Origin of the sequence: Stenotrophomonas sp. CFBP 13718 (assembly GCF_014842145.1) — a bacterium.
In the GTDB taxonomy this organism is placed as follows: Bacteria; Pseudomonadota; Gammaproteobacteria; order Xanthomonadales; family Xanthomonadaceae; genus Stenotrophomonas.
Genome location: NZ_JACYVC010000001.1, coordinates 677,902 through 702,222 on the forward strand (window position 1 = coordinate 677,902; position 24,321 = coordinate 702,222).

Annotated in this window: 19 protein-coding genes and 1 pseudogene; 14 read left to right on the plus strand and 6 right to left on the minus strand. The window is 66.4% G+C overall.

The window, feature by feature from the left end; translation table 11 throughout:
- Positions 1-134 precede the first annotated feature (134 nt).
- The 3 genes from IFT58_RS03095 to IFT58_RS03105 form a co-directional block, all read right to left on the minus strand.
- Positions 135-1,250, minus strand: coding sequence for a polyamine ABC transporter substrate-binding protein (locus IFT58_RS03095; protein ID WP_188324506.1), 1,116 nt, complete (start codon positions 1,248-1,250; stop codon positions 135-137).
- Between the two features lie 537 nt (positions 1,251-1,787).
- Positions 1,788-3,185 (minus strand): glutamine synthetase family protein, encoded by a 1,398-nt coding sequence (locus tag IFT58_RS03100; RefSeq protein ID WP_192093847.1) that lies wholly within the window; start codon positions 3,183-3,185, stop codon positions 1,788-1,790.
- The gene (locus IFT58_RS03105) at positions 3,182-3,943 is read right to left on the minus strand and encodes a gamma-glutamyl-gamma-aminobutyrate hydrolase family protein (RefSeq protein WP_192093848.1); all 762 of its coding nucleotides are present in this window, start codon (positions 3,941-3,943) and stop codon (positions 3,182-3,184) included. Before IFT58_RS03105 ends, IFT58_RS03100 begins: the two co-directional genes overlap by 4 nt.
- A gap of 102 nt (positions 3,944-4,045) precedes the next feature.
- On the opposite strand from IFT58_RS03105, the gene IFT58_RS03110 reads away from it, so the two are divergent.
- From IFT58_RS03110 to IFT58_RS03120, 3 genes are all read left to right on the plus strand, one after another.
- Positions 4,046-5,347, plus strand: a complete 1,302-nt coding sequence (locus IFT58_RS03110) for an FAD-binding oxidoreductase (protein WP_249405039.1) — start codon at positions 4,046-4,048, stop codon at positions 5,345-5,347.
- Positions 5,348-5,415: 68 nt separating this feature from the next.
- Positions 5,416-6,741 (plus strand): diguanylate cyclase, encoded by a 1,326-nt coding sequence (locus IFT58_RS03115; RefSeq protein ID WP_192093849.1) that lies wholly within the window; start codon positions 5,416-5,418, stop codon positions 6,739-6,741.
- Positions 6,742-6,878: 137 nt separating this feature from the next.
- Positions 6,879-7,340: a bacteriohemerythrin gene (locus IFT58_RS03120; protein ID WP_188324511.1), complete on the plus strand. Its 462-nt coding sequence runs from the start codon at positions 6,879-6,881 to the stop codon at positions 7,338-7,340.
- On the opposite strand, the gene IFT58_RS03125 is transcribed toward IFT58_RS03120, so the two are convergent.
- Positions 7,341-8,633 (minus strand): MFS transporter, encoded by a 1,293-nt coding sequence (locus IFT58_RS03125; RefSeq protein ID WP_192093850.1) that lies wholly within the window; start codon positions 8,631-8,633, stop codon positions 7,341-7,343. It lies immediately after the preceding gene.
- A 694-nt stretch (positions 8,634-9,327) separates the two neighbouring features.
- On the opposite strand from IFT58_RS03125, the gene IFT58_RS03130 reads away from it, so the two are divergent.
- From IFT58_RS03130 to IFT58_RS03175, 10 genes and pseudogenes are all read left to right on the plus strand, one after another.
- Positions 9,328-9,741 carry a hypothetical protein gene (locus IFT58_RS03130; RefSeq protein ID WP_192093851.1) on the plus strand — a complete coding sequence of 138 codons (414 nt, stop codon included), beginning with the start codon at positions 9,328-9,330 and terminating at the stop codon, positions 9,739-9,741.
- A gap of 141 nt (positions 9,742-9,882) precedes the next feature.
- A pseudogene (locus tag IFT58_RS03135) lies at positions 9,883-11,235 on the plus strand (aspartate aminotransferase family protein).
- 63 nt (positions 11,236-11,298) lie between these two features.
- Positions 11,299-12,165, plus strand: coding sequence for a plasmid replication/partition related protein (locus IFT58_RS03140; protein ID WP_192093852.1), 867 nt, complete (start codon positions 11,299-11,301; stop codon positions 12,163-12,165).
- A 432-nt stretch (positions 12,166-12,597) separates the two neighbouring features.
- The gene (locus IFT58_RS03145; RefSeq protein WP_188324516.1) at positions 12,598-13,899 is read left to right on the plus strand and encodes a DUF445 family protein; all 1,302 of its coding nucleotides are present in this window, start codon (positions 12,598-12,600) and stop codon (positions 13,897-13,899) included.
- Between the two features lie 274 nt (positions 13,900-14,173).
- On the plus strand, positions 14,174-15,313 hold the full coding sequence (locus IFT58_RS03150; RefSeq protein ID WP_192093853.1) for a peptidoglycan DD-metalloendopeptidase family protein: 1,140 nt from the start codon (positions 14,174-14,176) through the stop codon (positions 15,311-15,313).
- Positions 15,314-15,373: 60 nt separating this feature from the next.
- Positions 15,374-15,766, plus strand: a complete 393-nt coding sequence (locus IFT58_RS03155; protein WP_192093854.1) for a DUF4124 domain-containing protein — start codon at positions 15,374-15,376, stop codon at positions 15,764-15,766.
- 283 nt (positions 15,767-16,049) lie between these two features.
- Entirely contained in the window at positions 16,050-18,272 is a 2,223-nt protein-coding gene (locus IFT58_RS03160; RefSeq protein WP_192093855.1) for a TonB-dependent siderophore receptor, read from the plus strand.
- Between the two features lie 55 nt (positions 18,273-18,327).
- Positions 18,328-18,660: a DUF3649 domain-containing protein gene (locus IFT58_RS03165; protein WP_188324520.1), complete on the plus strand. Its 333-nt coding sequence runs from the start codon at positions 18,328-18,330 to the stop codon at positions 18,658-18,660.
- The gene (locus IFT58_RS03170) at positions 18,657-20,279 is read left to right on the plus strand and encodes a PepSY-associated TM helix domain-containing protein (protein ID WP_192093856.1); all 1,623 of its coding nucleotides are present in this window, start codon (positions 18,657-18,659) and stop codon (positions 20,277-20,279) included. Before IFT58_RS03165 ends, IFT58_RS03170 begins: the two co-directional genes overlap by 4 nt.
- Complete coding sequence (locus IFT58_RS03175; protein ID WP_192093857.1) at positions 20,276-20,605, plus strand: DUF3325 domain-containing protein; 330 nt, start codon at positions 20,276-20,278, stop codon at positions 20,603-20,605. The genes IFT58_RS03170 and IFT58_RS03175 overlap by 4 nt, the downstream gene beginning before the upstream one ends.
- Before the next feature lie 140 nt (positions 20,606-20,745).
- Here the strand turns inward: IFT58_RS03175 and rlmKL are convergent, their stop codons facing one another.
- Positions 20,746-22,881 carry a bifunctional 23S rRNA (guanine(2069)-N(7))-methyltransferase RlmK/23S rRNA (guanine(2445)-N(2))-methyltransferase RlmL gene (gene rlmKL / locus IFT58_RS03180; protein WP_192080417.1) on the minus strand — a complete coding sequence of 712 codons (2,136 nt, stop codon included), beginning with the start codon at positions 22,879-22,881 and terminating at the stop codon, positions 20,746-20,748.
- Between the two features lie 206 nt (positions 22,882-23,087).
- Positions 23,088-23,633, minus strand: a complete 546-nt coding sequence (locus tag IFT58_RS03185) for a hypothetical protein (protein WP_192093858.1) — start codon at positions 23,631-23,633, stop codon at positions 23,088-23,090.
- A 22-nt stretch (positions 23,634-23,655) separates the two neighbouring features.
- Between IFT58_RS03185 and IFT58_RS03190 the strand changes: the two genes are divergently transcribed.
- Complete coding sequence (locus IFT58_RS03190; protein WP_192093859.1) at positions 23,656-24,237, plus strand: N-acetylmuramoyl-L-alanine amidase; 582 nt, start codon at positions 23,656-23,658, stop codon at positions 24,235-24,237.
- Positions 24,238-24,321: the final 84 nt, after the last annotated feature.

Here is a 24,321-nt window from a genome sequence, read left to right on the forward strand (position 1 = left end):
AGCGCATGCCGTTGAAACGGGTCCCTTCCACTCAGGGGAAGGGATCCGTGTGCAGGGCTGCCGGGCCGGGCCGGGCCGCGAGCAGATCGCGCGGCCCCGCACCCCGCCGAGGGTCGCTCGGCGCTACCGATGACTCAACGGCCGGTTTTGATTTCCGTCCACAAGCGGGTGTAAAGCTTGTCGGTTTCCGGCGTATTGATCGAGTAGGTGAACATCTTTTCCGCCACGTCCGCCGGCGGATAGATGGTCGGATCGGTGCGGATCGCTTCATCGACCAGCGCGGTGGCATCAGTCACCGGATTGGCGTAGTGGATGAAGTTGGTGTTGGCCGCCGCGACCTTCGGTTCCAGCAGGTAATTGATGAAGGCGTAGGCCGCCTCGGGGTGCTTGGCATCCTTTGGGATCGCCAGCATGTCGAACCACTGCGGCGCGCCTTCGCGCGGAATCGAGTACGCCACGTGGACGCCGTTGGCCGCTTCCTCGGCACGATCACGCGCCTGGATGATGTCACCCGACCAGCCCACCACCAGGCAGGTGCCGCCGTTGGCCAGCGACCCCACGTACTGCGAAGAGTGGAAATTCTGCACGTACGGGCGGATCGATTTCAGCAGTTCGGCCGCTTTCTGGATGTCGGCCGGGTTGTTGCTGTGCGGGTCCAGCCCCAGGTAATGCATCGCCACCGGGATCATGTCGGCGGGCGTGTCCAGGAGGGTCACGCCGCAGTCCTTCATCTTGGCGATGTTCTCCGGCTTGAAGATCAGGTCCCAACTGTTGGCGATGTCGGCGCTGCCGCCGAAGCGCTCCTTCACCATGTCCACGTTGTAGCCGATGCCGGTGGTGCCGATCATGTACGGCACGCCGTACTTGTTGTCCGGATCCTGGGTGGCGATGCGCTCCATCACCTTCGGGTCCAGCTTGGCCAGGTTCGGGATCTTCGCTTTGTCCAGCGGCAGGAACACGCCGGCCTGGATCTGCCGGCCGAAGAAGTTCAGCGTCGGCACCACCACGTCGTAGCCACTGTTGCCGGCCAGCAGCTTGGTCTCGACCATCTCGTCACTGTCGAACACATCGTAGGTGACCTTGATCCCGCTCTGCTTCTCGAAATCCGGGATGGTGTTTTCGGCGATGTAATCGCTGTAGTTGTAGACGTTCAGGACCTTGCTGTCCTGCGTGCTTCCCGCGCCATCACCGCCGCCACAGGCAGCAAGCAGGGCAACGGACAGACCGAGCGTGAGGGTACGCAGCTTCATGGGAGGGGGCTCCAGAAAAGGATGGGGGCCGATTCCGGCCAACAGACGGACCCAGCCTAACGCCCGGACGCCGGATCATCCAGTGACGCACGGGTGACGGATGGGCGACGGCGCTTTGGGCGGCCCGGTGACACGTCGGGTGACCCCACCGAAAAAACCCGGCACGGTAGCGCCGAGCCATGCTCGGCGAGCGCGCAGCGCGGCCTGTGTCAGGCATCGCGGTACCGGACGGATTCCGCCGAGCGTGGCTCGGCGCTACAACGGGGATGCTGCCCGCTCTGTAGCGCCGAGCCATGCTCGGCGAGCGCGCAGCGCGGCCTGTGCCAGGCATCGCGGTGCCGGACGGATTCCGCCGAGCGCGGCTCGGCGCTACAACGGGGATGCTGCCAGCACGGTAGCGCCGAGCCATGCTCGGCGAGCGCGCAGCGCGGCCTGTGCCAGGCATCGCGGTGCCGGACGGATTCCGCCGAGCGTGGCTCGGCGCTACAACGGGATGCTGCCGGCACGGTAGGGCCGAGCCATGNCCGCGATCAATGTCTAGACATTCAGCAGCAGGAACTCACGTTCCCACGAGCTGATCACCCGGAAGAACGTCTCGTATTCCTTCCGCTTCACCGAGATGTAGGCCTTGCAGAATCGCTCGCCCAACAGCGCCTGCAGTTCACCGCAGCGCTCCAGCCCGTCCAGCGCCTCACCCAGCGAGCGCGGCAGGTTGTAGCCCAGCTCCTTGGCACTGCCACTGACCGGGGCATCCGGCGCCAGCTGGCCGCGCAGCCCCAGCAGCCCACAGGCCAGCGTCGCCGCCATCGCCAGGTAGGGATTGGCATCGGAGCCGGCGAACCGACTCTCCACCCGCATGTTGTCCGGTGTATCCATCGGCACCCGCAGGCCGCAGGTGCGGTTGTCGAACCCCCAGTGCACGTTGCTCGGCGAGACCTCGCCAAACACCAGGCGCCGGTAGGAATTCACGTTCGGCGCGAAGAACGCCATCGCCTGCGGGGCAAACTTCTGCAGTCCGCCCAGGTAATGACCGAACACCGGACTGAACTCGCCCTCGGCATTGCCTTCGCCGGCGAACACGTTGCTGCCATCACTGCGACGGAGCAGGCTCTGGTGGATGTGCATCGCACTGCCCGGCTCGTTCTCCATCGGCTTGGCCAGGAACGTGGCATACACCCCATGGCGCATCGCCGCCTCGCGCATGGTGCGCTTGAACAGGAAAACCTGGTCGGCCAGGTTCATCGCATCGGCGTGGGTGAAATTGACTTCCAGCTGCGCTGCACCGGACTCGTGGATCAGCGTATCCACGTCCAGCTTCATCGCATCCGCATAGTCATACATCAGGTCCAGGATCGGATCGAACTCGTTTACCGCATCGATGGAGTACGACTGCCGTGCTGTTTCCGGCCGTCCTGAACGACCCGCCGGCGGCAGCAGCGGAAAATCCGGATCGGTATTCTTCTGCACCAGGAAGAACTCCAGCTCCGGTGCGACGACCGGTCGCAGGCCGAGTTCTTCGTACGCATCCAGCACCCGGCGCAACACATTGCGCGGGGCCAGCTCATGCGGCTTGCCGTCCTTGGTGTAGCAGTCGTGGATGATCTGCGCGGTCGGGTCGGTCGCCCACGGGACCACCCGCACGGTCTCGGGATCGGGCCGCAGCACCATGTCCGAATCCGACGGCGAGGTCAGCTCGTAATAGTCATCGGGGTAGTCGCCGGTCACCGTGGTGGCGAAGATACCCTCCGGCAACCGCGTGCCGTAATCGTGCGAGAACTTGTCCGCCGGGATGATCTTGCCGCGCGCAATGCCGGTGATGTCCGGCACCAGGCACTCCACCTCGGTGATGCGCCGCTCTTTCAACCAGCGCAGCAGGCTGCTTTCCTGTCCGTCGTCCACGGTCGGCGGTTTTCGCGAGCGGGTGTCCGTACTCATGGGGAATCCTGTTGAAGTCGTTGACGCTGCCGACAAGCATCGCCGAATGCGCGGAACACAGCGTGATAGAAGGGATTTTGGGTCACCCGCCATTCGGGATGCCACTGCACGCCGAGCACGAAACCATGACGGGGACTGCGTGCCGCTTCGACCAGTCCATCATCGGCGTGCGCCTCGGCCACCAAGCCGTCGGCCAGCACGGCGACGCCCTGCCCGTGCACGGAATTGACCACTGCCGAGCGGCTGCCGTGCCATTGCGACAGCCAGCCACCGGCAACCAGTGAAATGCTGTGCGCGGGGCCATACTGCGACTCGGCGGACGCCGCGGAATCCTCGCGGTGGTCATGCAGACCCTCCACCCGGTGCAGCCTGGGATGCAGGCTGCCACCCAGCGCCACGTTGAGTTCCTGGAAACCACGACAGATCGCCAACACCGGCAGGTCGATGCGCAACGCATGCTCCAGCAGCGAAAACGCACCGGCGTCGCGCGCCGCATCATGCAGGTTGCCGGGCCAGGTCTGCCCGCCGGGGTAATGATGGGGTTCGATGTTGCTGACGGCACCGGTCAGCAGCAGGCCGTGCAGCCGCCCGAGCCAGTCGCCGGCAGGCAGCGCGGGCTGCAGGGAGGGCAGCATCACCGGCGTCACCGCAGCGCCATCGACCAGAGCGCGCACATACTTCTCGCCGGCCATCAGGAAGCGGTGATGTCCCTGCAACGTGCTATCGGTCGGCAATCCCACAAGGGGAGGAAGGCGCATCTGCAAGTCCTCGGCGCTGCCGACACGGTAGCGCCGCATGATGACGCCAGCAAGCGCGGCATAGTCACACCCTTGCCGCGCCATCTGCGCCAGACTATGCGGATGGACCCTACGCATCCCCTGCGCGAAGACCCTTCCCTGCCGCCCAGCTGGTATGCCGCCAGTGTCGCGCCGCGCACGCCATTGCCCGCACTGGACGGCGATACCCATGCCGATGTCGCCATCCTGGGCGCAGGCTACACCGGGCTGTCCGCCGCGCTCGAGCTGGCATCGCGCGGACTCAAGGTGGTGGTGCTGGAAAGCTGCCGGGTAGGCTGGGGGGCCTCGGGCCGCAACGGTGGCCAGGTGCTGTCCGGCTATGGCTGCGAAGTCGATGTGCTGGAATCGCTGGTCGGCCCGGACGATGCGCGTACCTTGTTCGATCACTCACGCCAAGGCGTGCAACTGGTGCGTGATCGCATCGCCCACCACGGCATCGACTGTCACTGGGTTGCAGGCCACGCCAACGTGCCGATCACCGCACGCCAGGCGCGCACGCTGCATCACGACATGGAGCGGCTGACCGGGCACTACGATTACCCGATGCAATGGTGGGACCAGGCCACCCTGCGCGAGCAGCTGGACAGCCCCCGCTACCGGGGTGCCATGTTCGATCCGCTCAGTGGTCACCTGCACCCATTGGCGTTCGCGCATGGCCTGGCCGACGCCGCCCTGGCCGCAGGCGCCACCGTCCACGAGCAGACGCCGGTGCTCGAACTGCAACGGCATCCGCGACCGGCGCTGCGCACGGCCACCGGCACCGTACACGCCGACCACGTGCTGCTGGCGGGCAACGCATGGCTGGAGGGCATCGCGCCCGAGCTGGAGCGCTACATCATGCCGGTGGGGACCTACATCGGCGCGACGCCGGTGCTCGGCGGCGAGCGTGCGCGCGCGTTGATCCGCAACGACATGGCCGTATCCGATACGGGGCTGGTGCTGGACTACTTCAGGCTCAGCCACGACCACCGCGTGGTGTTCGGCGGCGGTGCCAGCTATTCCTCGCGGCCACCACCGGGGCTGGCACAGGTGATGCAGCGCCGCCTGTGGCAGGTGTTCCCGCAGCTGCATGGCGTCCCGATGGAGTACCTGTGGGGCGGCTATGTGGACATCACCACCCGCCGCGCTCCGCATTGGGGACGACTCACCCCGGACATCTACTTTGCCCAAGGGTTTTCCGGCCATGGCGTAGCAGCGGCCAACCTGGCCGGTCAGGTCATCGCCGAGGCCATCGCAGGCCAGGCGGGACGACTGGATGTGTTCGAACGCATCCCCCAACGCCCCTTCCCGGGCGGCCGCCTGCTGCGGACGCCGCTGCTCGTAGCGACCATGGCATTTGTGAAGCTGCGCAATTTAATTTGGTGATGGAGTTCAAGTTTTTGAGCCGCAGGCCGCTAGTACCTACGACCCAGCCCGTTCCGAGCGCACGCCTCATGCCCGCCTTGCTGCAGGGCGCTTTCGAAAGCGACCCCGGTGTTGACCCCCTGCCCCAGCGCGTCCTGCTGGTGGAAAACTCCCGCACGTTCACCACCCTGGTGCGTGAGGCCATCGAGCAGCGGCTCGATGTGACCGTGACCGTGGCCTCCACGCTGGCCGAAGCCGGCCGGCTGCTGGAAGAACAACAGGGCTGGTTCCTGGTATTGACCGGCCTGGTGCTCGCCGATGGCGACCGCGACGGCGTGGTGGACTTCTTCGTGTCCCGCGGCATGCCGACCGTCGTGGTCAGCGGCGTGTACGACGAGGACGTGCGCCGACGCGTACTGGAACAGAAAGTCATCGATTACGTGCTCAAGAACACACCGGGTAGCGTGGATTATCTGGTGTGGCTGGTGCAGCGGCTGGACCGCAACCGGCGCATCGCCGCACTGGTGGTGGACGATTCACCGTCCGCGCGCGGTTATGCCGCCGCGCTGCTGCGCATGTACGGCCATGAAGTGTACGAAGCCGCGGACGGCGAGCAGGGACTGGCCGCCATCGAGGCCCATCCGGCGATCCGGCTGGCTGTAGTGGACCAGGAAATGCCCGGCATGCAGGGCGTGGAGTTTACCCGCCGCCTGCGCATGCAGCGTTCGCGCGACAAGGTGGCGGTGATCGGCCTGTCCGGCAACACCGACGTCACCCTGATCCCGCGCTTCCTGAAGAACGGGGCCAACGATTTCCTGCGCAAGCCGTTCTCGCGCGAAGAGTTCTTCTGCCGTGTTTCGCAGAACGTGGACCAGCTTGAGCTGATCGGTACGCTGCAGGACCTGGCCACGCGCGACTTCCTGACCGGCCTGCCCAACCGCCGTTATTTCCTGGAACACAGCCAGCGCCAGCTGCCGCAGTTGCAGCAGGACGACGAGTGGGTGGCAGTGGCGATGGTCGACATCGACCATTTCAAGCACATCAACGACAGCTTCGGCCACGATGGCGGCGACGAAGCACTGCGCGCCTGCGCCGACGCCGTCGCGGCGCATGCACGCAGCGGCGACCTGGTGGCGCGTTTCGGTGGCGAAGAGTTCTGCCTGATGGTGCCGGGGCTGGACCCGGAGGGCGCGGTCTCCTACTTCGAAGCCTTGCGCCATGCGATCGCGATGCTGCGCGTGCCGATCGGCGACACCACGCTGCGCATGACCGTCAGCATCGGCTTGTGCTGCCTGCGGCCACGCCGTGACAGCCTGCATGCGTTGATCACCGAAGCCGACCGCCAGCTTTACCTGGCCAAGGCCGGTGGCCGCAACCGCGTATGCGGCGCCAACGCGGCAGCCACTGCCGCCTGAGGCAGACGCTCGGTAGCGCCGCGCACTGCCCGGCGCTACCGGTCACGTCGCCACGCCGTCATCCGCTTTGATCCAGATCAGTGCCCGGGTCTGTACAGCCGTCGACACTCGCGCCATCGGTCACATGGAGCGCGCACATGGCACTACTGGTCTGGCAGGACGACCTCAACATCGGCATCGACGTCATCGATCATCAGCACATGCGGATCGTGGAGATGCTCAACCAGCTGCATGTCGCCCAACAGGGCGTGCAGCGCGCTGCCGTGGCGGACGTGATGGGGGAACTGGTGGATTACACCATGTCCCATTTCGCCTTCGAAGAGGAGCTGATGGAAGAAGCCGGCTACCCGTTCTGTGCCGCACACAAACGCGTGCACGAGATATTCGGCAAGCGCGTGTCGGATTACCGCCTGCGTTTCCAGGCGGGGGAAGATGTCACCGATGAACTGCGCAGCATGCTGTCGCGGTGGCTGTTCAACCATATCCGCGGCGATGACAAGGCGTATGCCGAGCAGGTGAAACAGCACCTCAACCAGTTCACCCGCCAGCACCAGGGCGGCACGTGGCTGGGCCGCACGTTGAAACGCTTCTTCAGCTGATCAGCGCACGCGCCGCTGCAGCGCCAACAGGGCACAGATGGTGATCAGCGCGGCAATGCACAGGTAGTAGCCGACGGCCACCAGGCCAAAGCGTTCGGCCAGCCAGGTGGCCAGGTAGGGCGCGGGGGCCGCACCCAGGATGCCGGCCAGGTTGAACGACAACGAGGCCCCGGTGTAACGCACCTCCACCGGATAGATCTCGGCCAGGAAGGTGCCGCACGGACCGTAGGTGAGCCCCATCAGGAACAGGCCCAGCGACAGGAAGCCCAGCACCATCCACGGACTGCCGGCCTGGAACAGCGGCGCCAGCAACACCCCGAAGCCCACGATCAGGCCGCTGGCGATGATCATCGTGCGGCGCGTGCCCCATCGGTCGCCGTAGCGCGCGGAAATGGGAATACCGGCGGCGAAGAACAGGATGCCGACCATCTGCAGCAGCAGGAACTGCTCGCGGCTGTAGCCCAGCACGGACGTACCATGACCCAACGCGAACACCGTCATCAGGTAGAACAGCACGAAGGTGGCGAACACGCCCAGCGTGCCCAGTACCATCGGCACGGCGTGCTCGCGCAGCACGGTCATCATCGGCAGCTTGACCCGCGCATGGGTATCGAGCGCTTCCTGGAACGCCGGCGTCTCGTGGATGTTCAGGCGCACCCACAGTCCCAGCCCGACCAGCAGCGCACTGGCGATGAACGGAATGCGCCAGCCCCACTGCAGGAAGTCGTCGGTCGACAACAGCCGCCCCAGCAACAGGAAAATGCCCGCAGACAACAGAAAGCCCAGCGGTGCACCCAACTGAGGAAACATGCCATACCACGCGCGTTTGCCCGGTGGCGCGTTCTCGGTTGCCAGCAGCACCGCCCCGCCCCACTCCCCGCCCAGCCCCAGGCCTTGGCCGAACCGGCACAGCGCCAGCAGCGCCGGTGCCCACAAGCCGATCTGCGCGTGCGTGGGCAACAGACCGATCAGTACCGTGGACAGCCCCATCGTCAGGAGCGCAGCGACCAGCGTGGCCTTGCGACCGATCCGGTCACCGAAGTGGCCGAACACCGCCGAGCCCACCGGACGCGCGATGAACGCGACCGCGAAGGTGGCCAGCGACTGCAGCAGCGCGGCCTGGTCACTGCTCTCCGGGAAGAACAGGTGCGGAAACACCAGCACCGCCGCCGTGGCGTAGATGTAGAAGTCGAAGAACTCGATGGTGGTGCCGATCAGGCTGGCCAGCAGCACGCGCCGCGGCGAATTGGCCGGCACGGGTGTGGGCGGAGCAGGTGCAACGGTGGACGACATGGAAGGGGAATCGCTGGGCAGGAAGCGTTCCGGATTCTGCCACGGGCTCCCGGCCGGGGGGCACATTGGTTTCAGCCGACACGGCCCGTGCGCGCGCGCACCTCGGTAGCGCCGAGCCACGCTCGGCGAGCGCAGCGGGCCCCTACAACGAACGCACCGCGTCACCCCGCGCGGATTGGCGCACACGCCGCGCCGTGATCGCCCCATACGAACCGCAACTTTGCCCATGGACGCAGACAGCGTCTTCTCCGCGGCACGCACACCCTTGGTAGCGCCGAGCCACGCTCGGCGAGCGCAGCGGCCCCCCAGCCGAACGTACCGCGTCACCCCGCGCGGATTGGCGCACCCGCCGCACACCCGCACAATCCGATCGCGACATGCTGCCAACCCCGTGATCGCCCAACACGAACCGCAACTTTGCCCATGGACGCAGGCAGCGTCACATCCGCACGATGATGACGCTGACGACGTAGAAGCGTCAGCCGGGATTGGCATCCCGTTCGTGACTTTCCTTGCACTCCGTTGCTGCCCTCATGGGCCCGGCGGAGAATGCACTGTCTTGCCGGTCATACGGCGGGCGGTGCGTGGGGATCCAGATCCGCCGGTTTTGGAAAGTCACGCCGGTATGCCAACCCGCATCGTCCGCCACCCTCGCCTCGGCGCAGGTGGCCTTCCTGCCGAGCGAGGTTGACCGATGTCCGACCAACTCCTGAGCGGTGCACGCCTGCATTCCCTGCTGGGCGACCGCATGCACGACCTGCCCCGTCCCTTCATCGACACGCTGGAGCGCATCCTGATGGCCAATGGCGTGCCACACCCGGCAGCGGGGCAGCGCCCTGCTCTGCAGCTCGTGTCTGCCTGCATTGACCGCCGCGACGACGACGCAACGCAACGCGCAGCGTCCGCTGTGACGTTGCCGGAACGCGCAGTGCCCGGCCTGCAGGAGGGCACCCGCCAGGCCTTCGACGCGATCCTGGAAATCCTGCACGCGGTACACGACAGCCAGCACGATGGCTCCAACGAGGTGCTGCTGTGCGAGCGTCTGGTCGAGGGCCTGATCGTCGCGGGACGGCAGCTGGTCAGGGAGGCCTCGCCCAGCGCGCGATGATCCCGTGTAGCGGCGTCCTTCAGCGGGGGCAAGGCGTTCGTGCCGCGCGGGAACGCGGCCCTCATGCGCCGCGCACAGTGCAGACAGCGCCTCGACCCGCCCAGCGGTACCGTTCGCCTACCTGCCCCGCTGGAGCGTTCGATGCCTTCTTCCGCCGCCTCCCTCACCACGCTGGCCACCACACAACCGGAGACGCTGGACGCGTTCTGGATGCCGTTCACCGCCAACGCGCAGTACAAAGGCGCGCCGCGCATGCTGGTACGCGCCGAAGGCATGTACTACGAAGACGTGGACGGTCGGCAGATACTGGATGGCACGGCCGGGCTGTGGTGCTGCAACGCCGGCCATGGGCGGAAGAAGATCGTCCAGGCGATTGCCGAACAGGCCGGTACGCTGGACTTCGCACCCACCTTCCAGATGGGATCGCCTTTGCCGTTCGTGCTCGCACAACGGCTTGCCGCGCTGGCGCCGGCAGGATTGAACCATGTGTTCTTTACCAATTCCGGCTCGGAAGCGGTGGACAGCGCGATGAAGATCATCCTCGCCCACCACCGCGCGCGCGGCGAGGGCCAACGCACGCGCTTCATCGGGCGGGAAAAGGCCTACCACGGCGTCGGCTTTGGCGGCATGGCGATCGGCGGCTTGGCCAACAACCGCCGTCAGTTCGGCCTGCAGCTTGGCGGCACCGCCCACCTGCCACACACCCTCGATCTGCAGCGCAACGCGTTCACGCAGGGCCTGCCTCGGCATGGCGCCGAGCTGGCCGACGCACTGGAGCGACTGATCGCGCTGCACGACGCGTCCACCATCGCCGCGGTGTTTGTTGAACCCATCGCCGGGTCGGCCGGTGTCATCCTGCCCGCGCCCGGCTACCTGCAGCGGCTGCGCGAAATCTGCGATCACCACGGCATCGTGCTGGTGTTCGATGAAGTCATCACCGGCTTTGGCCGCGTCGGGATGCCCTTCGCGGCACAGCGTTTCGGCGTCACCCCTGACCTGATCACCTTCGCCAAGGCGGCCAGCAACGGCGCGGTGCCACTGGGCGGCGTGCTGGTCGCCGATGCCATCCATGCCAGCCTGCAGCAGGGCCCGGCCCAGTCGATCGACCTGTTCCACGGCTATACGTATTCCGGCCATCCATTGGCCTGCGCGGCCGCCTTGGCCACGTTGGAGGTGTATGCCGAAGAGCGCCTGTTCGAGCGTGCCATCGAACTGGGTGACCACTGACAGCAGGCCCTGCATCGCCTGCACGACCTTCCCAACGTGATCGACATCCGCAACTTCGGCCTGGTGGGCGCGGTGGAGCTTGCGCCGCGCCGAGATGCCCCTGGCAGCCGCGGCCACGAGGTGTTCCGGCGATGTTTCCATGATGGCGACCTGCTGGTGCGCCAGACCGGCGACATCATCGCGTTGTCGCCGCCCCTGATCGTGGAACCGGCGCAGATCGACCGGATCGCCGACGTGCTGGGGGCCATGATCCGCGCCACCGCCTGAGCCGGGACGCGCCAGCGCGAGCCGGTACAATGGGCGGTTCCGCTCCACGACCGCCCGTTGCCCATGAACATCGTCGTCAAAGAAGAACTGAAGGCCTACATCGACCCGCTCACCGCGGACGAGTACGAAGCGCTGGAGCGCAGCATCCTGGCCGAAGGCTGCCGCGACGCGCTGGTGCTGTGGGGTGATGTACTGGTGGACGGACACAACCGGTACGGCATCTGCCAAAAACACGACCTGCCGTTCAACACCGTGCAGAACACCCGCTTCCAGAGCATGGATGATGTCCACCTGTGGATGATCGAACAGCACTTGGGCCGACGCAGCGTGTCCGACTTCCAGCGTGGCGAACTGGCGCTGCGCAAGCGCGAGATCCTGGCTGCGCGCAAGCGCATCGAGCAGGAGCAGCTGCAGCGCGAGAGCGACGGCACCAGCGAGGGCCAGGATGAGGACCAGGACAGCCCCCCGTGGGACCCGGCACCGACGTTCAGCCGTGCCGAACTGGCCCGCGAAGCCAAGCTGAGCAGCAACCAGATCAGCATGATCGAACGCATCCGTGCGCAGGCTGCGCCGGAAGTGGTCGAAGCGGTAAAGAACGGCCAGCTGTCGATCAGCGCGGCAGCCGCCGTGTCGTCGCTGCCGGAAGACGAACAACGTGCAGCCGCCACCGGTGGCAAGGACGAGCTGAAGCAGGCCGCCAAGCGCGCGCGCGAAGCCAACCGCAAGCCACGCGCCGCCAAGCCGGACGCGGTGGTCGAAGCTGAAGCGGTCAGCGAGGATGAGCAGGCGCTGCGCGATGCCGAAGTGCTCACCGCCCTGGAGCAGCTGGGTGAAGGCCCGCCCGCGCTGCGTGCCCGCATTGTCAGCCTGACGCGTGAGAACGACGCCCTGCGCCAGCAGCTGGCGGCCCTGCGCGCCCAGCTGGCGTAAAGCCGACCGGTAGAGCCGACTGGTGGACCTGACTGGTGGACCTGACTGGTGGACCTGACTGGTGGACCCGACTGGTGGACCTGACTGGTGGACCCGACTGGTGGACCCGACGGGTAGAGCCGACGGGTAGAGCCGACGGGTAGAGCCGACTTCAGTCGGCTGATGCTCGTTACCTCGTACAAACAGCAGCCGACTGAAGTCGGCTCTACCCGTCGGCTCTACCCGTCGGCTGACGTCGGTCGCCCCCACCCGCCGGCCGTCACCGTCAGCCGCATCGGTCGACCCCACCCGTCCACCATTACCGGCGACCGACTTCGGTCGCCCCCACCCCTCGGCCATCACCGGCAGCCGCGTCGGTTGGCCCCACCGTCATCCGCCGCCCCGCCGCAGGCCGTCAACTGCGCCCAACATCCACCCCGTTAGACTGCGCGCATGAAGCCCTCCCTGCCCTCTGCTCCCCACGATCCTCGCCGCGCCCAACTGCGCCGGTTGAAGGCCATCGCCTTCGGCATGTTGCTGGTCATGCTGGCCGGATTCGCCGTCAGCCACTGGCAGGGAGAGCGCGGCGCCTGGGCATGGGTCTCTGCGTTCTGCGAGGCGGCCGCTGTCGGCGCGATGGCAGACTGGTTCGCCGTCGTGGCACTGTTCCGCCGCCCCATGGGCCTGCCGATTCCGCACACCGCCATCATCCCGCGCAGCAAGGAACGCATCGGCGACAGTCTGGCGGTATTCGTGCGCGATCAGTTCCTCGCCCCGGACATGCTGCTGGCACGATTGAAGGTATTTGATCCGGCGGCACGCCTCGGCAGCTGGCTGTCCGCGCCGGAACAGGTACGCATGCTGGCCGATATGGCGCGCACGTGGGCGCTGCAGGCGCTGGACTTCTTCGATGAAACGGCCGTACGGCGGCAACTGCACGCGTTCGTGGTGCAGCAGTTGCGGCAGTGGAATGCGGCCTCCACCGCGGGTGAGCTGCTGGCCCTGCTGACCGCCGATGGCCGCCATCAGCGCGTACTGGACGAAGGCCTGCAACGCGTCGCACGATGGCTGGAGCAGCCGGAAGTGAAGGAGCGCGCATCGCAGCTGATCGTGCGCTACATCCAGCGTGAGTGGCCCACCCTGTCCAGCACCGTGAACTGGATCAAGCCGATCGACGAGATCGGCGACAGCCTGGCCGAGCGACTGGCAGGCGCAGTGCTCGAAGAAATGCAGCAGGTGCTCGCCGAACCGATGCATCCGCTGCGCCAGGATTACGAGGCTTGGCTGGGCAATTACGTACAGCGGCTGCGCGAAGACCCCGCACTGGCCGAGCGCATCGAGCAGTTGAAGCAGGAAATGATCGACCACCCGGCCCTGCAGGACTACGTGCAGGGGCTGTGGTCGCGCATCCACGCCAGCCTGCGCGCCGATCTGCAGAGTGAGACCTCCGCGTTGGCAGGCTATCTGGAACGCAGCATGGCCGCACTGGGCCGCAGCCTGTCATCGGACCCGGCGCTGCGTGATGCGCTCAACCAGCATCTGCTGGAAGGTGCCCAGCGCTTGACCTCGCGCCTGCGCGATGGCGTCACCACGCATATCGCCCAAACGGTAAAAGGCTGGGACGAGCGCCACCTGGTGGAGCAGCTGGAACTGAGCGTTGGCCGCGACCTGCAGTTCATCCGCTTCAACGGCACGCTGGTCGGTGGGCTGATCGGTCTGTTGCTGCATGCCGCCACCACGTTCCTGCCCGGGTAAGCCGCGTTGCGTGCGGCGCGCGCGCAGGGCCGCGCCACCGATTGATCCTGAAGCAGAGACTGATGCCTGCGATCGATCTTTTCGACACCATCCGCTTTGTGATTAGCGACAAACTCCGCACCGTCGCACCTGCCTAGCATTGGCCGTGCCCGCCCGCCAACAGCGGCAGCAGCGAGCCAGTCCTTGATCACCCTGAGAGGCCCGCTTCGTGCAGGGCCAGGAGACGTTGCGGCCTGAACATCCCTGCCGCTCTGCCTCAGCCGGATCCCTAACCATGACCGTCTACAAGCGTCCTCTGTTCAGACCCTTGCTGCTCGCTGTTCTCTGTGCTGCGTCCACGCTGTCGATTGCGCACGCCGGCACGCCCTCCCTGCACAGCCAGCACCTTGTCTACCAGTACGACGAAATGTTTGATTTCGATATCGGCGAGTGGCTGGAAACGCATGCGCCACCGCTGGCTGCGCAGGCAGAGACGCTTTCCCACTGGTCGGGCTACAGCGGGATCAGCCCGCGTGTGCTGCTTGCGCTGATGGAGCTGCAGACGGGCGTGTTGAGCTCCCCCCAGCCGAGTGCGGCGAGGCTGGAGCGGCCGTTTGGCACGCTTGTCGCCACGACGGGTTTCAGTGCGCAGTTGCGCGATGTTGCCGAGACGCTGCGCGATGCGATGTACGACGCCGCTGACAGAAGCACCGGTGGTCCTGTTGCGCTTTCTACCGGCAATCCGCTGCGTACGTTGTATGCGCTGGCAGGAACCGAAAGCGTGCGTGCGGCGCAGTTGGCGGATATCGGATTCGTTGACGTCTACCGCCGTCTGTTCGCAACCGAGCCAACGCAGGTATCGCGTACGGCGCAGCCCCGCGCCGACGCTCCACCGACGAACCTGCTGCAGTTCCCCTACCCGCTCAACGCCCGCTGGTACGTCGGAGGAGCGCACACCAATTCCGGTAGCGGCAGCTTTCCGATGTCTTCGCTGGACATGGGCGTGGGCGGGTGGTGGGGCAGCGACCAGAGCCGCAACTGGGTATCCGCCTCCGCTGCCGGAAAATTCAAACGCCACTCTTCCTGCATGGCTGAAATCGTGCACGACGGGGGCTGGTCCACTACCTACTACCACCTGATGAACATCCGCCCCGCCACCGGCGACACCGTTACGGCCAACGACCCCATCGCGAACCCCGCGAACAGCCTGGTGCAGGCATTGTGCAACGGGGGTGCATCGACCGGCCCACACCTGCATTGGTCACTGAAGTCCAACGGAAGCCACCACCATCTGAACGGCATCACCCTGTCCAGCTACTTCATAACCGCCACGGGTTCCAGTTATGACGTCAATTGCCAACGCTTCAATCTCAGCCGAAACGGCAGTCGCTCCTGTTTCGGCTACTACACCAACATAGGTGTCGACGCTCCCTGAATAGGGTATTCTCCCGCGCATCGCGCGCCAAGGCGGTGCGCCGGGGGAACCATGACCAGGATGTTGGTGACGCTGGCGCTGTGCGCGCTGGCAACGCAGGCGCATGCGCAACGCGTGTACAAATGCAGCGACGGCAAGCAGACCATCTACCAGTCCGTGCCGTGCCCGAAAGAGCTGGACACCGGCATCAGCCGCCCTATCGTGCGCGACCCCAACCTGACCTCCGCCGACCGCGTGCGAGTGGCCCGCGAGACGTCGCAGGCGCGCCGTTGGGTCCGCGAAAGCGTCGGCTATGACCAGCCGGACATACGCGGCACGGTCATCGACAACGTCGTCGATGCGGAAGCGTGCGAGGACGCGCGCGTCCGCAAGGAAATGACCGAGGTGTTCACGGGACGCACGGCGCCCGAACGCGTCAACAAGGAAATCCACCGCGCGTGCGCGGTTCGCTGACCGACGGATGCGCCATCCGTTCGTCCATGGGACCGTACTGAAAACGCTTGCTTAACTAAATGCGAATACTTATCATTTAAGCATTGTCGTACGCCCAGCCAGTCAGTTGCGGATGCTCTGCTTCCGTCTCCGCCGCCCCGTGTACCCACACCACTGTCTGCCGCTCGGGCCCTGCGCCCGCGCGGCGACGATGGGAGCGGGCGCTGACTGCAGCGCTGAGCGCACGCGTCCACGCGGCCGCTTCCATCGCCGGCTTTTCTACCTGCATGGATACGCATCCCTCATGTCGTCCCCGTTCGTTGCACCCGCTCCATCGCGCCTCGCCGTCGCCATCACCAGCCTGCTGTTGGCCGCCACCGCCCACGCCGAGGCGCCTGCTGCCGATGCCGCGCGCACCCTCGATGCCGTACAGGTGACCGCCGACGGTGAAATCGACAACGGCTATACGGTGAAGCACGCGCGGACCGCGACCAAGCTGGACCTGTCGCTGCGCGAAACCCCGCAGTCGGTGACCGTGATCACCCGCCAGCGCCTGGACGACATGGGCCTGTTCGCCCTGTCCGATGTGATGGCCCAGGTTACCGGCGTGCATGTGTCGGTCACCGACAGCGAACGCATCAACTATGTGTCGCGTGGCTACAACATCACCAATTTCCAGGTCGATGGCATGCTCAACACCTTCGGCGGTTCGATCAAGACCAACACCGACAGCGTGATCTACGAGCGTATCGAGGTGATCCGCGGTGCCACCGGCCTGACCACCGGTGCCGGCGATCCGTCGGGCACCATCAGCTTCGTGCGCAAGCGCCCGACCGACACCTTCCAGGCCGGGGCCAACCTGACCCTGGGTCGCTGGGGCAACCAACGCCTGGAAGCCGATCTCGGCGGCCCGGTGGCGCTGGACGGTCGCGTCCGCGCGCGCGTGGTCGCGGCCAAGCAGCAGAGCGATTCCTTCCGCGATGTCTACACGCTGGACAAAGACGTGTTCTACGGCATCGTGCAGGCCGACGTTACCGACAGCACACTGCTCGAACTGGGCTACGAGTATCAGTCACCGCATACCCGCGGCGTGACGTGGGGCGTGGTGCCGTACTGGGGCGCCGATGGCACGCCGGCGAACCTGCCGCGCTCGACCAACCTGTCCGCCTCGTGGAGCAGCTGGCCGATCATCGAGAAGACGCGTTTCGTCCGCCTGGAACAGCAGCTCGGCAATGGCTGGTCGGCCAAGGCCAACGTCACCCATGCCGACCGCGATACCGACGGCAGCGTCTGGTACGGCGCATCCGGTTACCCGCGCCCCGATGGCACCGGCGTGGTGGCCTACATCTCGCACTTCAACGAAAAGAGCACGATGTCGGTGTTCGACCTCAACGTCAGTGGCCCGTTCAAGCTGTTCGGACGGGACCATGAACTGGTGTTCGGCGTGGGCCAGTCGGTGCGCAAGGGCGAATCGGACGCCATCGATTTCGACTACAGCGATGCCTACGCCAGGGTGCCGGACTGGCGACACTGGACCGGCGAGGTGCCGCGTCTGCCGGTGACCCGCCTGGACTATCTCGCTTCGGAGAACGAGCTGAAGCAGCGCGCTGCCTATGTGGCCGCACGCCTGCAGCTGGCCGACCCGCTGCTGGCGGTGGTCGGTGCGCGCTACGGCAGCTGGGAAACCACGAGCTGGCGCTATACGCACGACACCGCGGGCGCGCTCACCGCCACCACGCGCACCGGCTACAAGCCCGACGACTCCCTGACCCCGTATCTCGGCCTGGTCTACGACTTCAATCGCAACTTCAGCGGTTATGTCAGCTACACCGACATCTTCCAGCCGCAGAACTACCGCGACCGCGACGGTGATTACCTGGAGCCGGTGGTCGGCAACATGTGGGAGGGCGGCCTGAAGGCGGAGTTCTTCGATGGCCTGCTCAATGCATCGGCCGCGGTCTTCGAGGGCGAGCAGGACAACGTGGCGGAGATCGATGATTCGGTGCCGCCGTCGTCGCTGCCCGATGGCAGCCAGGCCTATCGATCCACCGGCAAGGGCAACAAGGTGAAGGGGTGGGAACTGGAGACCCAGGGCAGCATCGGCGAGCACTGGAACCTGTCCGCCGGTTTCGCCCACACCACCATCCGCAACCGTGCCGGCGTGCTGCAGAAAACCACGACGCCGCAGGATACGTTCCGCCTCAACACCAGCTGGCGTCCGGGCGGCATCGAAGGCCGGTTCTGGCTGGGCGGTGGGGTCACCTGGCAGAGCGGCATCTGGAACAACAGCAGCAAGCCGCGCGCGGATTACCTGACCACGGGTCGGACCGAAACCGCGCGCATCGAACAGGACGCGTTCTACCTGGTGAACCTGTCGGCGGGCTATCGCTTCAACGAGAACTTCAGTGCCCAGCTCAATATCAACAACCTGCTGGACAAGGCGTACTACAACAATGTCGGCTTCTACCAGGGCGTTTATTGGGGCGAGCCGCGCAACGTCACCGTGACGCTGCGCTGGAAGCTCTGAACCCCCTCACGTTTCCCTGGGGCAGCACTGCCTCCAACCGCAACGCAGGATCACCGTGGACCGCTCGCCAACTTCCGCCAGCACGACCGCCAGCCCCCGCCTGGCCGCGTTCTTCGCCCGCCCCGGCTGGGGCGTGTTTTCGCGCAGCATGGCGGCCATTTTCGGTGGCTACGCGCTGGCCGCAGTGACCAGCGTGTTCTGTGCGCTCGTCGTGCCCGGCCCGCGCGGCCAGGCCGTGTTGACCGGCATGCTGGTCGCCATCGTGGTCTGCGCCTGCGCGGCCTTGTGGGCGTTCGCCACCCGCACCGCGCTGCGGGCGTGGGTCGGGATTCTGCTGCCCACCCTGCTCATGGCGGCGGTGGCACGGGCACTGGGAGCATGGGCATGAAGAACGGATTCCGTCAGTCGATGGCATGGCTGCATACCTGGACCGGACTGCTGGTCGGTTGGCTGCTGCTGTTGATTTTCATGGCCGGCACGGCGAGCTATTACCGCGAGGAAATCAGCCGCTGGATGCGCCCTGAGCTGCCGGCCACCACGGTCAGTACCGATGTCGCCGCCGAACGGGCAGTGGGTTACCTGCAGACCCATGCCGGCCAGGCCGAAACGTGGTTCGTCACCCTGCCCGATCCGCGCAACCCGGCCATGCGGATGTTCTGGCGCAACCCCGAATCGATGGTCAAGCCGCCGGTGGAAGGCGAGCGACGGCGGCGTGGCGGCGGTCGTTTCGGCGATGCGACCATCGATCCGAACACCGGCGAAAAACTGGAAGCACGCGAGACCCGCGGCGGCGAGTTCTTCTACCGCCTGCATTTCGACCTTCATTACATCCCGGTGTTGTGGGCGCGCTACCTGGTCGGTTTCTGCGCGATGTTCATGCTGGTGGCGATCATCACCGGTGTCATCACGCACAAGAAGATATTCAAGGACTTCTTCACCTTCCGCAAAGACAAGGGCCTGCGCTCCTGGCTGGATTTCCACAACGTCAGCGCGGTGATGGCGCTGCCGTACCACGCGATGATCACCTATACCGGCATCGTCACCCTGATGGTGATGTACCTGCCGTGGGGCGTGAAAGTGGCCTACCCGACCGACGAAGACGCGTTCTTCAGCGAGGCCTTCGGTGGCATGCCCGAGATCAGTGCGCCGGCCGAAGGACGCGCTGCGGCCCTGCCGATCCAGCAACTGCTCGACAGCGCGCGGACGCATTGGAAGGGCGTGGACGTGTCCGGGTTCAGCGTCACCCGCCCTGGCGCGGCCAATGCGGTGATCGACATCCGCCAACGCGATGGCCGTCGCCTGTCCACCGATACGCCCGCGCTGCGCTATGACATGGTCAGCGGCGAACTGCTGATGGAGACGCCGGCGTCCGGCGCGGCCACCGCCACCCGTGGCGTGATGTATGGCCTGCACCTGGCACGCTTCGCCGACTGGGGCCTGCGTGCGCTGTTCTTCCTGTCCGGGCTGACCGGCTGCCTGATGGTGGCCAGCGGCGTGGTGCTGTGGGCGGTCAAGGAGCGCCCCAAGCACGCGAAGACCGGCAGGATCGGCTTCGGCCTGCGCCTCGTCGATGCATTGAACATCGGGGCGGTAGCCGGCCTGCCGATCGCGTTCGCGTCGTACTTCTGGGCCAACCGGCTGCTGCCGCTGCAGACCGCCGAGCGCGCCGATGCGGAAGTGAGCGTGTTCTTCTATGCGTGGGGCACCGCGTTGTTGGCCGCCTTCATCTGGCCCAAGCGCGTGATGTGGACGTGGCAGTTGTACCTGGGTGCGGCGCTGTTCGCGCTGTTGCCGCTGCTCAACGCACTGACCACCCACGCCCACCTGGGCGTCACGATTCCGGCCGGTGACTGGGTGCTGGCCGGCTTTGACCTGGTAATGCTGGCGTTCGGCGCCATGCTGGCGATGTGTGGCTGGCGCATGCAGCGCTGGACGCCGCCACTGACGGCCGCGGAGAAGAAGAAGCGCGCTGCCGCAGCCGCCGTTGCAGCGGAGGCGCAGGCATGATGCTGCTCGCCCTGTGCCTGTCCTTCAGTGCGTTCACCGCGCTGTCGCTGGCGATGGAAAAGCACCAGATGGACCTGCATGGACGGCAGGCCGCACCGGTGTCACGGCGACGCATGTGGTCCGTGCTGGGCTGGCTGCTGCTGGCGGCAGCCTTCGCCCTGTGCGTGGTCGATCATGGCTGGGCGCTGGGCCCGGTGCTGTGGCTGGGCGCGATGACCCTGGGCGGCCTGCTGCTGGCGTTTGGCCTGTACCCGTGGAAGCCACGCTGGATCGTGCCGCTGGCCGTGGCGTTGCCGGTGATGGGCCTGGTCGCGGCGATGGTCTGACCACGGCGATGGTCTGACCACGGCGCCGCTGCGCTCGCCGAGCATGGCTCGGCGCTACCACTGTGCAAACCCATGACGGCCACCGGCCGTCATGCGTCATGTGCGACGGCAGTGACGGCCGCCGGCCGTCACTGAGCTGCTCACAGTGCGCGCAGTTCCCACGCGCGGTGGATGCGCGCGTTGCGCTCGAAATCCGGTCCGATGGTGCGCGGGCTGATCTCCCGGCAACTGGCGAACTCGGCAATCGCATTTTCTTCCAGCTTGAAGCGGCGGAAGTTGTTGGAGAAATACAGAACACCACCGGGCGCGAGGCGCGCAACGGCCGCACGCAGCATCCGCACCTGCTCGCGCTGGACATCGAAGTCTTCCGCACGAGCCGAGTTGGAGAAGGTCGGCGGATCGCAGAAGATCACGTCGTACAACCCTTCATCGGCCTCCAGCCACGCCATGGCGTCGGCCTGCACCAGCAGATGCTGGTTGCCGCCCTGCCCGTTCAACGCCAGGTTGTCGTAGCACCACTGCAGGTACGTGGCGGACAGGTCCACGCTGGTCGTGCTGGCCGCCCCCGCCACCGCCGCCTGCACACTGGCGACGCCGGTGTAGCAGAACAGATTGAGGAAGTGCTTGCCGCGGATCTGTTCGGCCATCGTCCGGCGCAGCGGGCGGTGGTCCAGGAACAGACCGGTGTCCAGGTAATCGAACAGGTTCACCCGCAGCAGCGCATCGTTTTCGCGCACGACCAGGAACTCATCCCGACGCTCGAAGCGGCCGTACTTGCTGCCGCCCTTGCCGCGCTCGCGCGACTTCAGCGCCACCTGTTCCGGCGGCACCTGGAATACCTCGCGCGCGGCCGACAGCAGCTCGTTGCGGCGACGGCGCACGTCATGCTCGGGAATGGTCGCCGGCGCGGCGTACTCCTGCACATGCAGGAACGTGCGGCCCTTGCCACCGTCCTCTTCGTACACGTCGATGGCGGCCGCATATTCCGGCAGGTCGGCATCGTAGGCGCGATAGCAGGTGATCTGCTCACGGCCACGCCACGTCTTGAATTTCTTCAGGTTCTTGCGGATGCGGTTGGCCACCATCTGCGCGCCTTCGCTCAGCTCGCGCGGAATGGCCGGGTCACGCTTCGGCACGGCGACCGGATCGCAGACGATCAACGCACATTCCAGTGCGCCATTGAACATCTGGTATTTCTTGCCAGCACGCAGGCCGGTAGCGAACGCCAGATCGTCATTGCCGCACAGCAGGCTGGCCCGCCATTGCGGCACCGCCTTCTGCAAGGCGTCGCCGAGGCGGCGGTACAGCGCCGGATCGGCCGCCAAGCGCTCGTCATAGGGCGGGTTGCAGACCACCGTACCGATGTCCAGCGGGGGGGCCGGCAGGTCGACGATGTCGGCGCGGGTGAAGGTGATGGCATGCGAAACACCGGCCACTTCCGCGTTTTCGCGTGCGGCGGCGATGGCGAGCGGATCGATGTCGCTGCCGAACACCACCGGCTTCAGCGCGGCCAGGCCTGCGGTTTCGCGCTCACGGGCTTCGGCCAGCAGGGTCTTCCAGTTGTCCTTGTCAAAACCCAGCCAACGGCTCGGCGGCAGGCTGCCATGGCGCATCAGACCGGGCGCCACGTCGGCGGCCATCAGCGCACCTTCGATCAGCAGGGTGCCGCTGCCGCACATGGGATCCAGCAGGCCGCCACCGGCCGCATGCAGGCGCGGCCACTGACCGCGCAGCAGCACGGCCGCCGCCAGGTTCTCACGCAGCGGTGCCTCATGCGCCGCGCCGCGCCAACCCCGGCGATGCAGCGGGCCGCCACCGAGATCGATGGAGATCGTCGCACGTCCCTTGCGCAAGGACAGGTTGATGCGGATGTCCGGCAGGTCGGTGTTGACCGAGGGACGTTCCAGTCCCTCACTGCGCATGCGATCAACGACCGCATCCTTGATCCGCTGCGCGGCGAAGCGGGCGTGGGTGATCTTGTCGCCGGATACATGCGCGTCCACGGCCAGGGTCATTTCCGGCTTCATGTGGTCCTGCCACGGCATCAGGTGCACGCCGTCGTACAGGGCCTGCTCATCCGGGCACTCGAACTCGGCCAGGGGCCACAGCACGCGGCTGGCCAGGCGCGACCACAATATGACCCGCTGCGCCTGGGCCAGATCGCCCTCGGCATTGGCACCGGCGATGGTGGCAGTGGCCTTGGCAAGGCCCAGGGCCGACAGTTCGTCGGCAAGCAGGTATTCCAGGCCCTTGGCGCAGGAGACGAAGAAATTCACAGGATCGGTTTCGCAGGTGGGGCAGCCGCTTGCGCGGCGCAGGAACGGGCAGGCCCTGGCAACAGGCCCGCGCCCATGCCGGCGGCACGGGGACCCCATTGTAATCGCTGGCGCCCCTACCGGTCCGGCCCGCGCTGTGGCAACGCAGGCGGCCGGGTCACGTTGCCTCGCGCATCGGCCGGGCCCCGCCCTCTGCGCCCATTACCTCAGATCCGGCGCAGCAAGGCCTCGAACGCGACGGCCGACTCGGCGACGTGGTCATTCAGGCGGTGGCCGTCGTTGACCAGCAGCAGCGATGCAGAGCGGGCACCCGCCCAGGCGATGACCTCCGCTGCGGGGATCAGTTCATCATGCCACGCGTGCACCACGCTGGTCGGCACATCGGCCGCATCCAACGCCGGCATAGGGCCCATGGACGTAGGCGGCACCATCATGAACAGCCCTTTCACCGGCACATGCAGCGATGCAAGCGCCGACACATAGGCCCCGAGGCTGGACCCGGCCAGGACCACCGGCCCGCGCGCGGCGGCCGACGCAGCCAGCGCGATCAGGCGCTGCAACCGGGCCGGCACATCACCTACGCGGCTGATGTCGGACTTCGCGTCCAGATCGGTGTAATCGGGCCGCTCGTGGCTCCAGCCCAGGCGGGTGGCGACCTCCGCCAGTGCGGTCACCTTGGTGGCCTCCGGGCCGCTTTCAAAGCCATGCGAAAGAATGCAGTGGCCGGTACTGTCTGGGAGATCATGATTCATGACGCAATGCTAGCATCGGCGCATGCCGAGTCTTCTGCTCCCCGACCTGCGGGTCGCGCCCCTGCCCTATCACGACCTGCTGCCCCTCCGCGCGACAGATGCGCTGGACATGGTGGTGATCCATTGCACTGAACTGCCGGACCTGGCGACGGCGCGGGAATACGGCGAGAAGGCGCTCTATCCCAGCGGCACGGGCAACAGCGGCCATTTCTACATCGACCGCGATGGCAGCGTGCACCAGTACGTAGCCCCGGATCGCAGCGCGCACCATGTGCGCGGGCTCAATGCGCAGTCGATCGGCATTGAGCTGGTCAACAGCGGACGCTACCCCGCGTGGTTCGACAGCCGTCGTCAGCAGATGCACGAGGCGTACCCCGAGGCACAGATCGCGTCGCTGCTGCGGCTGCTGCATGCACTGTGCGCACGCTACCCCTCGCTGCGGCGGATCGCCGGCCACGACGAGCTGGACCTGGAGCAGGTGCCGGCCACGGACAATGCCCAGGTGACCGTGCCGCGCAAGCGGGATCCCGGCCCGTTGTTCCCGTGGGACACCGTGCTGGCGACCCTATCGCTCGTCCGCGACACGACACCTCGGCCCCGGTAGCGCCGAGCCATGCTCGGCGGAGTGCGCGATCAGGCCGCCGCTGCGCTCGCCGACCATGGGTCGGCGCTACAGGAACGTGGCCGT

What these genes read in the sequence shown, in the direction of transcription:
- IFT58_RS03130 (WP_192093851.1), top strand. Translation starts at nt 9,328, where the DNA reads ATGTCCGACCAACTCCTGAGCGGTGCACGCCTGCATTCCCTGCTGGGC.
- IFT58_RS03185 (WP_192093858.1), bottom strand. Translation starts at nt 23,633, where the DNA reads ATGAATCATGATCTCCCAGACAGTACCGGCCACTGCATTCTTTCGCAT.
- IFT58_RS03145 (WP_188324516.1), top strand. Translation starts at nt 12,598, where the DNA reads ATGAAGCCCTCCCTGCCCTCTGCTCCCCACGATCCTCGCCGCGCCCAA.
- IFT58_RS03120 (WP_188324511.1), top strand. Translation starts at nt 6,879, where the DNA reads ATGGCACTACTGGTCTGGCAGGACGACCTCAACATCGGCATCGACGTC.
- IFT58_RS03125 (WP_192093850.1), bottom strand. Translation starts at nt 8,633, where the DNA reads ATGTCGTCCACCGTTGCACCTGCTCCGCCCACACCCGTGCCGGCCAAT.
- IFT58_RS03115 (WP_192093849.1), top strand. Translation starts at nt 5,416, where the DNA reads ATGCCCGCCTTGCTGCAGGGCGCTTTCGAAAGCGACCCCGGTGTTGAC.
- IFT58_RS03155 (WP_192093854.1), top strand. Translation starts at nt 15,374, where the DNA reads ATGTTGGTGACGCTGGCGCTGTGCGCGCTGGCAACGCAGGCGCATGCG.
- IFT58_RS03150 (WP_192093853.1), top strand. Translation starts at nt 14,174, where the DNA reads ATGACCGTCTACAAGCGTCCTCTGTTCAGACCCTTGCTGCTCGCTGTT.
- IFT58_RS03190 (WP_192093859.1), top strand. Translation starts at nt 23,656, where the DNA reads ATGCCGAGTCTTCTGCTCCCCGACCTGCGGGTCGCGCCCCTGCCCTAT.
- IFT58_RS03095 (WP_188324506.1), bottom strand. Translation starts at nt 1,250, where the DNA reads ATGAAGCTGCGTACCCTCACGCTCGGTCTGTCCGTTGCCCTGCTTGCT.
- IFT58_RS03140 (WP_192093852.1), top strand. Translation starts at nt 11,299, where the DNA reads ATGAACATCGTCGTCAAAGAAGAACTGAAGGCCTACATCGACCCGCTC.
- IFT58_RS03110 (WP_249405039.1), top strand. Translation starts at nt 4,046, where the DNA reads ATGGACCCTACGCATCCCCTGCGCGAAGACCCTTCCCTGCCGCCCAGC.
- IFT58_RS03170 (WP_192093856.1), top strand. Translation starts at nt 18,657, where the DNA reads ATGAAGAACGGATTCCGTCAGTCGATGGCATGGCTGCATACCTGGACC.
- IFT58_RS03160 (WP_192093855.1), top strand. Translation starts at nt 16,050, where the DNA reads ATGTCGTCCCCGTTCGTTGCACCCGCTCCATCGCGCCTCGCCGTCGCC.
- IFT58_RS03105 (WP_192093848.1), bottom strand. Translation starts at nt 3,943, where the DNA reads ATGCGCCTTCCTCCCCTTGTGGGATTGCCGACCGATAGCACGTTGCAG.
- IFT58_RS03175 (WP_192093857.1), top strand. Translation starts at nt 20,276, where the DNA reads ATGATGCTGCTCGCCCTGTGCCTGTCCTTCAGTGCGTTCACCGCGCTG.
- IFT58_RS03100 (WP_192093847.1), bottom strand. Translation starts at nt 3,185, where the DNA reads ATGAGTACGGACACCCGCTCGCGAAAACCGCCGACCGTGGACGACGGA.